Consider the following 7,950-nt stretch of genomic DNA (forward strand, 5'->3'; position numbering starts at 1 on the left):
TCCGGCCCGACCCGCCCGGCGCGGTCGTGCCCGTCGCGGGCGGGGGACTCGTCGCCTGCCATCGCACCTCCCTCGTCGTCGTGTCGTCCTCGCACGACTTGCCCCGAGGTCGGGTCGGCTAACCAGCCAACTCAGCGGCAACCCGCCCGTCGCCGGGCGGCACACGATCGACCGAGCGGGCGGCGGTGGCGGGGGTCACCTCGACGCCGCCGCCCCGGCGTCGGTCAGTGGACGGGCGGCCGGGCGACGAACGCGCGCCAGGCGTCGGGCGCGAAGGCCAGCACCGGGCCGGCCGGGTCCTTGGAGTCGCGCACGGCGACCACCTCGGTCAGGCCGTCCGCCACCTCCACGCAGGCTCCGCCCTGGCCGTTGCTGCGGCTGCTCTTGCGCCACCGGGCGTTGCTCAGGTCCATGTCTCCGCCACCTCCGTCAGGAATTCGAGGGACTGCTGGTGCGACAGTGCCTCACCCCGGATCGACTCCCACACCTCGACCATCCGCCGCACATGGTCGACGCGGTCGATCACCTGGCCGTGGAGCTGCCCCTCCTGGTAGACCACGTCCTCGCCGTGCGGCGGGGTGGCGAGCACGAACGGGCCGCTGAGGCCAGCGTAGGCAGCGACGGTGAGCGGCACAACGTGGATCCGCACCCGGGGCAACCCCGTGCCGACCTTCACCAGGTGGCGCACCTGCTCCCGCATCACCTCCGGCCCGCCGACGCTCCGGCGCAGCACATGCTCGTCGACCACGAAGGTGAGCAGCGGCGGCCGGTCGCGGGTCAGCACCGCCTGGCGGTCCAGCCGCGTCACCACCTGCTGCTCCACCTCGTCCGGCGCGAACAAGCCGCCGGTGCAGAGCAACGCGCGGGCGTACCCCTCGGTCTGGAGCAGCCCCGGCACGCAGAGCGGCTCGAACCAGCGCAGCGCGGTGGCCTCCGCCTCGATGCCGGGCCAGTCGCGGAACCACGGCACCACGGNGTGTCGCAGCGGCGGGCGAAATCGAGGCTCGGGCGGCGCTCGCAGGTCTCCACCTTGGCCACCAGCGCGCCGGAATAGGTCAGCGCCTCGGCCAACCCGGTCTGGGACATGCCGCTGGCCGCGCGGGCAACCCGCAGCTCCTCCGCGAAGTGCTCCAGCATGGACGACAGTTCCACGGACACCCTCCGTACATCCTCGACACCCTCGGAGCCGGCCGCCGGACGCACTGGTCGTCGCCGTGCCGGACACCTCACCGTAGTCGCGCGCTCACCAGACTGTCACGCAGCGGAACCGCTCACGGGATCGGACGGCGGGCGGAACCAGGCCGGGGGCGTCGGCGCACAACGAGGTCCGCCGACGCCTCCTTTCCACTGCGACGGAGGTCCGCCCATGCCCCGGTACCGTCCACACGTCGCGGCCCGCCCGCCCTGGCGCTGCCGGGTCTGCGGTGCCGCGTGGCCGTGCTCGCCGGCCCGGCTGGCACTGCTCGGCGAGTACCGCGAGGACCGGATCGCGCTGCTGGTCCATCTCGGCACGCTGCTGTGCGAGGCGACCGCCGACCTCGCCGCCGTACGGGACGGCACCGCCCCGCAGGCCTTGGCGGAGCGCTTCGTCACCTGGGCCCGGGCACGCTGACGACGCCCCGTCGCCCGATGATCATTTCGAGAGGGACACCGCCAACGCCCTCGGCTACGGGACGAGCGAAGGGAGGGATCCGTGGGCCGACGCGCGTACGAACGTGGAACACTGAGCGACGGCGACCGATAGTTGTACAACTTCTTGTACGTCAGCTTGGGAGGCCCCGTGCGCACTGTTCCCTACTCCGAGGTCCGACAAAACCTGGCCAAGATGCTCGACCATGTCGTGGACGATGCCGAGGAAGTCGTCGTCACCCGCTCCGGCCGTGAGGCCGCCGTCATCATCTCCCTGCGTGAGTATGAGTCGCTGAAGGAGACGGCGTACCTGATGGCCAGCCCGGCCAATGCGCGCCGGCTCAACGAAGCCGTCGAAGAGCTGCGCAACGGGGGTGGGGAGCCCCATGATCTGATCGACCCTGATCCCGGCTCGGGCGAGGCGTCGGCAGCGTGAAAGCCGAGTTCGCCGGCCGTGGCTGGGAGGACTACCTGACCTGGCAACGGGATCGCCAGATGCTCAAGCGGGTGAACACCCTCATCGAGGACGTCCGACGCAATGGCCACCAGGGCATCGGCAAGCCGGAACAACTCTGGGGCAACTGGGCGGGCTTCTGGTCGCGACGCATCGATCAGGAGCATCGCCTGGTCTATCGGATCACGGACGACACCGTACAGATCGCGCAGTGCCGCTACCACTACGAATGAGCGCTTGACCCGCACACCGTGTCGGCTCCGAACCATCGGGGCAGTCGGTCGAGCAGCTCCCGCTGGTCGTCGCCGACCCAGGCCACGTGCCCGTCCGGCCGCAGCAGCACGGCGGGCACGTCCAGCTCCTCGCTGACATCGACGACGTGGTCGACCCGATCCGCCCAGCCGGCCACCGAGAGCCCGCCGGTCTGATCCAACAGCAGCCCCCGTCCGGCGTGCATCAGGCCGTACAGGCTTCCCCGCCTGAGCCGCACGTCCCGCAACCGGCGGCCGAGCAGCTCGTGACCCTCGCCGAAGTCGTACCGGACCGAGATCGCGGTGATCTTTTCGATCAGGTGGCGGTTCACCTCCTCGAAGTCCATCAGCTCCGCCAGCAGCCGCCGCACCGCCTGCGGACCCGCCTCCAGCGACATCAGCTCCGTCTGCGCCCGGGTGTTGTCCAGCACGTCCGCCGCCACCGGTCGCCGCTCGGCCTCGTACGTGTCCAGCAGTCCCGCCGGCGCCCACCCGCCGACCCGCGCGGCCAGCTTCCAGCCCAGGTTGAACACGTCCTGGAGCCCGAGATTGAGCCCCTGCCCGCCCAGTGGCGGGTGGACGTGCGCCGCGTCACCGGCCAGCAGCACCCGGCCGACCCGGTAGCGCTCGGCGAGCCGGGTGGCGTCGCCGAAGCGGGAGAGCCAGCGCGGTGAGTGCACGCCGAAGTCGGTGCCGGCGGTGGCCCGCAACTGCTGCCGGAACTCCTCGATGGTCGGCGGGGCGGTGCGGTCCTCGGCCACCCCGGCCGCGGGCACGACCACGCGGTACAGCCCGTCGCCGTCCCCGACCGGCCCGGCGCCGAACCGCAGTTGCGTCTTGCGCACCTCGGTCATCACGGCGACCACCTCGTCCGCCGGCGCGGTCAGCTCCATCACGCCCAACAGCGTCTCGTTCCGGGAGGGTTCGCCGGGGAAGCCGACGCCCAGCAGCTTGCGCACGGTGCTGCGACCGCCGTCGCAGCCGACGAGCCAGCGGGAGCGCAACCGGGTGCCGTCGGCCAGTTCGGCGGTCACCCCGTCCTCGTCCTGGCTGAGCCCGACGAGGTCGCTCCCCCGCCGGATCTCGACGCCGGTCTCCAGGGCGTGCTCGGTCAGCAGCCGCTCGGTGACCGGCTGTGGGATGCCGAGGATGTAGCCGTGCGCCGTGTCCATCCGCTGCGGCCACGCCTTGGCGATGCCGGCGAAGTAGCCGCCGAGCTGGAACGTCCGCCCGGCCGCGAGGAAGCGCTCCAGCAGGCCGCGCTGGGCCATCACCTCGATGCTGCGCACATGCAGGCCGAGCGAGCGGACCACCGTGGTCGGCTCCGGATCCCGCTCCAGCACGACCACCCGTACGTCGTGCAGCCGCAGCTCGGCGGCGAGCATCAGCCCGGTCGGTCCGCCACCCACGATGATCACGTCGATCATGGATTCCCCCGTTCGATTCCGCCAGGTCAGAGGCGTCGGAGGGGGATTCTTCAACAGCACCCGGGTCTTGCCGCAAGACCCGGGGTGCGATATACGTTGAGAGTGGCAGAGAGTGGGCGACATTGCCCTTTCCCGCCGGCCGCAACTTTCCCGCCTGCCGCAACCATTGCCGACGGCGCACCTTGAACCGACCAGACGACCACGGGAAGCCGCTGAGCGGCCGACGCCCGCAGCGTCGTCGACCCGCTGACCGGGCACAATTGGGCCGTGAAAGGTCACGAGTTCGGTGCCGCGGTGCGCCAGTTGCGGGAGAACACGGCACCCGAGACCGTCGGGCTATCGGTCGGCCGGCGGCGGACGCAGGGGTTGCGGCGGGAGGAACTCGGCGACCTCGCGGGCATGTCGGCGGACTACGTCCGCCGGTTGGAGCAGGGGCGCAGCCACCCGTCGGCCGGGGTGGTCAACGCCATCGCCCGCGCGTTGCGGACCGGGCGGGCGGACTACGAGCGGCTCTGCGCCCTGGCCGGGTACGCCGCCGCGGACGGGCAGGTCCCCGACGAGATCGGTCCGGGCGCGACGCGGCTGCTGGAACGGTTCACCGACACGCCGATGTTCGTCTCCGACGCGGCGATGAACCTCGTCGCCGTGAACAGCGCGTTCCTGGCCCTGGGGCACTGGCATCTCACCGGGGACCCCTGGGAGTGGAACATCGCCTGGCGCACGTTCTGCGATCCTTTCAACGACTTCAAGCAGTCGGTGGACGACGCCACCGATCATGAGGCGATCCTCGCCGCCCAGCTGAGAAGCGCGCGGTTGCGCTACCCCGCCGACGCGTCGCTCGCCGCGCTCGTGGACGAGATGCGCAGCCGGAGCCGCCTCTTCGACAGCCTGTGGCGCACGCCGCGACCGGTGGTGGCGTACGAGAGCAGCGCCGCCTTCATCCATCCGGACGTCGGCGCGGTCACGCTCGTCGGCAGCCTGCTCGCCGTCCCGGGCGACGATCTGGCGGCTCTGATGCTCACCGCGGCGCCCGGCTCGGCCGACGCGGCGCGTCTGGCGGAGATCGTCGCGGTCGCCGGGGAACCGGCCGTCATCAGGGTGGGCCAGCCCGGCCCAGGCTAATCGCGCCGAATCCGGGGAAGTTGGGCGCACACGAACGGCGCTCACGAAGGCAGGTTCAGCGATGAAGGCAGTGCGTTTCCACGAGTTCGGCGGTCCCGAGGTTCTGCGCTACGAGGACGTGGAGCAGCCCGCCCCCGGCGCCGGTCAGGTCCGGATCCGCGTCGCGGCGACGTCGTTCAACGGCGTCGACGGCAACATCCGCGCCGGCTTCATGCAGGGCCCGATCCCGGTCGAGCTGCCGCACACCCCCGGTCTCGACGTCGCCGGCACGGTCGACGCGCTCGGTGCCGGCGTGACCGACGTCGCGGTCGGCGACCAGGTCGTCGGCTTCCTGCCGATGACGGGAACCGGGGCGGCGGCGGAGTACGTGATCGCGCCGGCGGAGATCCTGACCGGTGCGCCGCGAAACATCCCGTTGGCCGACGCGGCGGCGTTCCCGCTGGTGGGCCTCACCGCATGGCAGGCGCTGTTCGACCACGGCAAGCTGACCGCCGGCCAGCGGGTGCTGATCAACGGCGCCGGCGGAGCGGTCGGCGGATACGCGGTCCAGCTCGCCAAGGAGGTCGGCGCCCACGTCATCGCCACGGCCAGCCCGCGCAGCGCCGAGCGTGTCCAGGCCAACGGCGCCGACGAGGTGATCGACCACACCAGCACCGACGTGACCGTCGCCGTGACCGAGCCGGTCGACCTCGTCCTCAACTTCGCACCCGTCGCCCCGGAACAGCTCGCCGCGCTGGTCACCCTGATCCGCGACGGCGGCGCCCTGGTCAACACCACCGTCTGGATGCCCGCCCCCGCCGACGAGGAGCGCGGCGTACGCGGCGTCGACCTGTTCGTCCGCAGCGACGCCGACCAACTCGCCGACCTGGCCGCCCGGATCGGCACCGGCGAGCTGCGGGTCGACGTCGCCGAGCGGGTGGCGCTGGCCGACCTGCCCGCCCTCCACGCCCGGGCCGGCGCGGGTGAACTGCCCGGCAAGACCGTCGTGCTCGCGCCCACCGCTTGATACCCATCCAGGCCGACCGACCACAACCCGAGGATGGGAAACCGATGACCGCCAGCCGCACGAACCCGTCAAACACTCCGCCCGTACCGCTGCTCATCGGCCCGACCGATCGCACGGTCTCGATCACGGTCCAGCAGCGCACCCGGGTGGCGCCCGCCACCGCGTTCCGGGTGATCGCGCCGATCGACCTGCCGAGCGTCTTCCACCGGGTCGGGCCGTTCCCGGGTGTTCGGGGCGTGGCCAACCAGACGGAGGCCTGGGATCACGTCGGCCCCACCCGTAACCCGCAGTTCGAGGACGGGTCACAGGCCAACGAGCAGTTGACCGAATACACCGAGGGTTCGATCTTCGCGTACCAGCTCACCGGGTTCACGAACGTCCTTTCGCGCCTTGCCGCCGGAGTGCGGGGCGAATTCAACTTCAACCCCGACGGGGACGGCACCCTCATCCGTTGGACCTACGAGTTCAAGCCGCTCCCGGGTCGGCGCCCCATCCTCGCCGGCCCCTTCGCCCCCCTGTGGCGCCGTTACATGGTGGCTGCCCTGCGCCGATGCGTGCAGGTGGCCGAGGCGCAGGAAGCGCGGCTGTAGCAGTCCCCGGCCGCTCGGACCGGTCCGACCAGACCAATCGCACCCGCAGGAGATGATCATAATGATTCCCGACGACGATCCCGCTCGCTCGCTGACGGTGGCGAATCCCGACGATCCCGACACGACCTACATCTCCCTGGTGGGCAACACCTACGGCATGTTGATCACGGGCGAGCAGACCAACGGCGCGTACTGCCTGATCGACATGCGCGTCCCTGACGGTGGCGGCCCACCGCCGCACCGGCACGACTTCGAGGAGATGTTCACCATCCTCGACGGCGAGATCGAGTTCACCTTCCGCGGTGAGAAACACGTCGTCCGGGCCGGGTCCACGGTGAACATCCCGGCCAACGCGCCGCACCACTTCCGAAACGTCTCCGGTGCACCGGCCCACATGCTGTGCATGTGCACCCCGGCCGGGCAGGACGAGTACTTCGCCCGCATCGGCGACGTCGTCGCGGGCCGGGACGCACCGCCGCCGCAGCTCTCCCCGGACGAACTCGCCGAACGCCGCCGCCGCGCCGCCGAGCTGGCCCCGACCTACCGCAGCGAGTTCCTGTGAGGCGGCCGACGTAGCTGCGCCAGGGGCCGTCCCCGCCGAGCATGAACCCGGTGAATCGGAAGGCGTCTCGTACCCATGCGAGAAGCGGGCCTCGCTGCGGAAGCACGTTCGGGCACGCCGGTGAGGCCGTCGACGTCGCTGGGCTACGGCGTCCAGTCGCGCCGGAGCAGACCGTAGATCACCAGGTCGGTGAAGCCGTCACCGTCGTACGCCCGCTCCCGTTGGGTGCCCTCGTGGACGAAGCCGCACGTCTCGGCGGTCCGCCGCATGGCCGTGTTGCCGGCCACCGTCTCGATCTCCAGCCGGCGCAGGTTGCGGTTGCGGAAGCCGTATCGGCAGAGCAGCCTGATCACCTCGGTCCCGTAGCCCTGACCACGCGCCTCCGGCACCAGCGAGATACCCAGGTGGGCGAACCGCTCGAAGGTGTTGATCCCCCACAGCGTGCCGCCGCCGAGGAACGTGCCGTCGGCCACGGTCTCGGCCAGGAAGGACACCCAGGTCTGGCCGTCGGGCGGATCGGTGACCTGCTTCTCCAGCCGGGCCCGTTCCTGCCCAATGTGGCGCGGCAGGAACGGGTCGCCGTCGGTGAGCAGGTGCAGCTCGGGGTCACCGTGCAGCCGGAACATGCTCGGCGCGTCGTCGGGCGTGGGCGGGCGCAACCGGACCCGGTCGGTGGCGAACATCCCGCGACGCTAACAGCAGATCGAACCCACGCCGGTCGCGGTCAGACGTCGGCGGGGGTCGTCGCGGCGCGGGCCTCGGCCACCAGACGGCCGGTCTCGGCGGTCACCGCCTCGTCGTCGGCCGGCGTCCCCGGGTCGTAGCGGACCGTCCAGGTCAACCCGTCGACCCCGGGCACCCGCCGGGCCGCGATCCGCCCGGCGCCGCCGGGCACCGGCTGGTGCGCGG

The 7,950-nt window shown here is 71.5% G+C and carries 11 protein-coding genes and 2 pseudogenes; 7 read left to right on the forward strand and 6 right to left on the reverse strand.

What is annotated here, in order from left to right; translation table 11 throughout:
* Positions 1 to 224: 224 nt before the first annotated feature.
* From B1205_RS25975 to B1205_RS33185, 3 genes and pseudogenes are all read right to left on the reverse strand, one after another.
* Complete coding sequence (locus B1205_RS25975; protein ID WP_089158001.1) at positions 225 to 413, reverse strand: DUF397 domain-containing protein; 189 nt, start codon at positions 411 to 413, stop codon at positions 225 to 227.
* The gene (locus B1205_RS25980; RefSeq protein WP_254910212.1) at positions 404 to 973 is read right to left on the reverse strand and encodes a DUF5753 domain-containing protein; all 570 of its coding nucleotides are present in this window, start codon (positions 971 to 973) and stop codon (positions 404 to 406) included. Before B1205_RS25980 ends, B1205_RS25975 begins: the two co-directional genes overlap by 10 nt.
* 65 nt (positions 974 to 1,038) lie before the next feature.
* Positions 1,039 to 1,137, reverse strand: a pseudogene (locus tag B1205_RS33185) (helix-turn-helix domain-containing protein); the annotation flags it as partial.
* Positions 1,138 to 1,366: 229 nt separating this feature from the next.
* Here B1205_RS33185 and B1205_RS25985 point away from each other — a divergent pair.
* The 3 genes from B1205_RS25985 to B1205_RS25995 all read left to right on the forward strand — a co-directional run bounded on the left by B1205_RS25985 (position 1,367) and on the right by B1205_RS25995 (position 2,316).
* Complete coding sequence (locus tag B1205_RS25985; protein ID WP_089158002.1) at positions 1,367 to 1,612, forward strand: flavin reductase; 246 nt, start codon at positions 1,367 to 1,369, stop codon at positions 1,610 to 1,612.
* A gap of 168 nt (positions 1,613 to 1,780) precedes the next feature.
* Positions 1,781 to 2,065, forward strand: a complete 285-nt coding sequence (locus B1205_RS25990) for a type II toxin-antitoxin system Phd/YefM family antitoxin (protein WP_089158085.1) — start codon at positions 1,781 to 1,783, stop codon at positions 2,063 to 2,065.
* Positions 2,062 to 2,316: a Txe/YoeB family addiction module toxin gene (locus tag B1205_RS25995; RefSeq protein ID WP_089158003.1), complete on the forward strand. Its 255-nt coding sequence runs from the start codon at positions 2,062 to 2,064 to the stop codon at positions 2,314 to 2,316. Before B1205_RS25990 ends, B1205_RS25995 begins: the two co-directional genes overlap by 4 nt.
* Here the strand turns inward: B1205_RS25995 and rox are convergent.
* Positions 2,307 to 3,761, reverse strand: coding sequence for a rifampin monooxygenase (gene rox / locus B1205_RS26000; protein WP_089158004.1), 1,455 nt, complete (start codon positions 3,759 to 3,761; stop codon positions 2,307 to 2,309). The two genes, B1205_RS25995 and rox, sit on opposite strands and share 10 nt — an antisense overlap.
* Before the next feature lie 267 nt (positions 3,762 to 4,028).
* Between rox and B1205_RS26005 the strand changes: the two genes are divergently transcribed.
* From B1205_RS26005 to B1205_RS26020, 4 genes are all read left to right on the forward strand, one after another.
* Positions 4,029 to 4,883: a helix-turn-helix domain-containing protein gene (locus B1205_RS26005; RefSeq protein ID WP_089158005.1), complete on the forward strand. Its 855-nt coding sequence runs from the start codon at positions 4,029 to 4,031 to the stop codon at positions 4,881 to 4,883.
* Positions 4,884 to 4,944: 61 nt separating this feature from the next.
* On the forward strand, positions 4,945 to 5,889 hold the full coding sequence (locus B1205_RS26010) for an NADP-dependent oxidoreductase (RefSeq protein ID WP_089158006.1): 945 nt from the start codon (positions 4,945 to 4,947) through the stop codon (positions 5,887 to 5,889).
* Between the two features lie 44 nt (positions 5,890 to 5,933).
* The gene (locus tag B1205_RS26015) at positions 5,934 to 6,479 is read left to right on the forward strand and encodes an SRPBCC family protein (RefSeq protein ID WP_089158007.1); all 546 of its coding nucleotides are present in this window, start codon (positions 5,934 to 5,936) and stop codon (positions 6,477 to 6,479) included.
* A gap of 52 nt (positions 6,480 to 6,531) precedes the next feature.
* Entirely contained in the window at positions 6,532 to 7,041 is a 510-nt protein-coding gene (locus B1205_RS26020; RefSeq protein ID WP_254910213.1) for a cupin domain-containing protein, read from the forward strand.
* 143 nt (positions 7,042 to 7,184) lie between these two features.
* Here the strand turns inward: B1205_RS26020 and B1205_RS26025 are convergent, their stop codons facing one another.
* Positions 7,185 to 7,724: a GNAT family N-acetyltransferase gene (locus B1205_RS26025; RefSeq protein WP_089158009.1), complete on the reverse strand. Its 540-nt coding sequence runs from the start codon at positions 7,722 to 7,724 to the stop codon at positions 7,185 to 7,187.
* Between the two features lie 41 nt (positions 7,725 to 7,765).
* Positions 7,766 to 7,950 (reverse strand): annotated as a pseudogene (locus B1205_RS32395) (hypothetical protein); the annotation flags it as partial.

The sequence above is a fragment of the Micromonospora sp. NBS 11-29 genome (genome assembly GCF_002140155.1).
Classification (GTDB): domain Bacteria; phylum Actinomycetota; class Actinomycetes; order Mycobacteriales; family Micromonosporaceae; genus Micromonospora.

What these genes read in the sequence shown, in the direction of transcription:
- B1205_RS25975 (WP_089158001.1), bottom strand. Translation starts at nt 413, where the DNA reads ATGGACCTGAGCAACGCCCGGTGGCGCAAGAGCAGCCGCAGCAACGGC.
- B1205_RS25985 (WP_089158002.1), top strand. Translation starts at nt 1,367, where the DNA reads ATGCCCCGGTACCGTCCACACGTCGCGGCCCGCCCGCCCTGGCGCTGC.
- rox (WP_089158004.1), bottom strand. Translation starts at nt 3,761, where the DNA reads ATGATCGACGTGATCATCGTGGGTGGCGGACCGACCGGGCTGATGCTC.
- B1205_RS26010 (WP_089158006.1), top strand. Translation starts at nt 4,945, where the DNA reads ATGAAGGCAGTGCGTTTCCACGAGTTCGGCGGTCCCGAGGTTCTGCGC.
- B1205_RS26015 (WP_089158007.1), top strand. Translation starts at nt 5,934, where the DNA reads ATGACCGCCAGCCGCACGAACCCGTCAAACACTCCGCCCGTACCGCTG.
- B1205_RS26020 (WP_254910213.1), top strand. Translation starts at nt 6,532, where the DNA reads ATGATCATAATGATTCCCGACGACGATCCCGCTCGCTCGCTGACGGTG.
- B1205_RS26025 (WP_089158009.1), bottom strand. Translation starts at nt 7,724, where the DNA reads ATGTTCGCCACCGACCGGGTCCGGTTGCGCCCGCCCACGCCCGACGAC.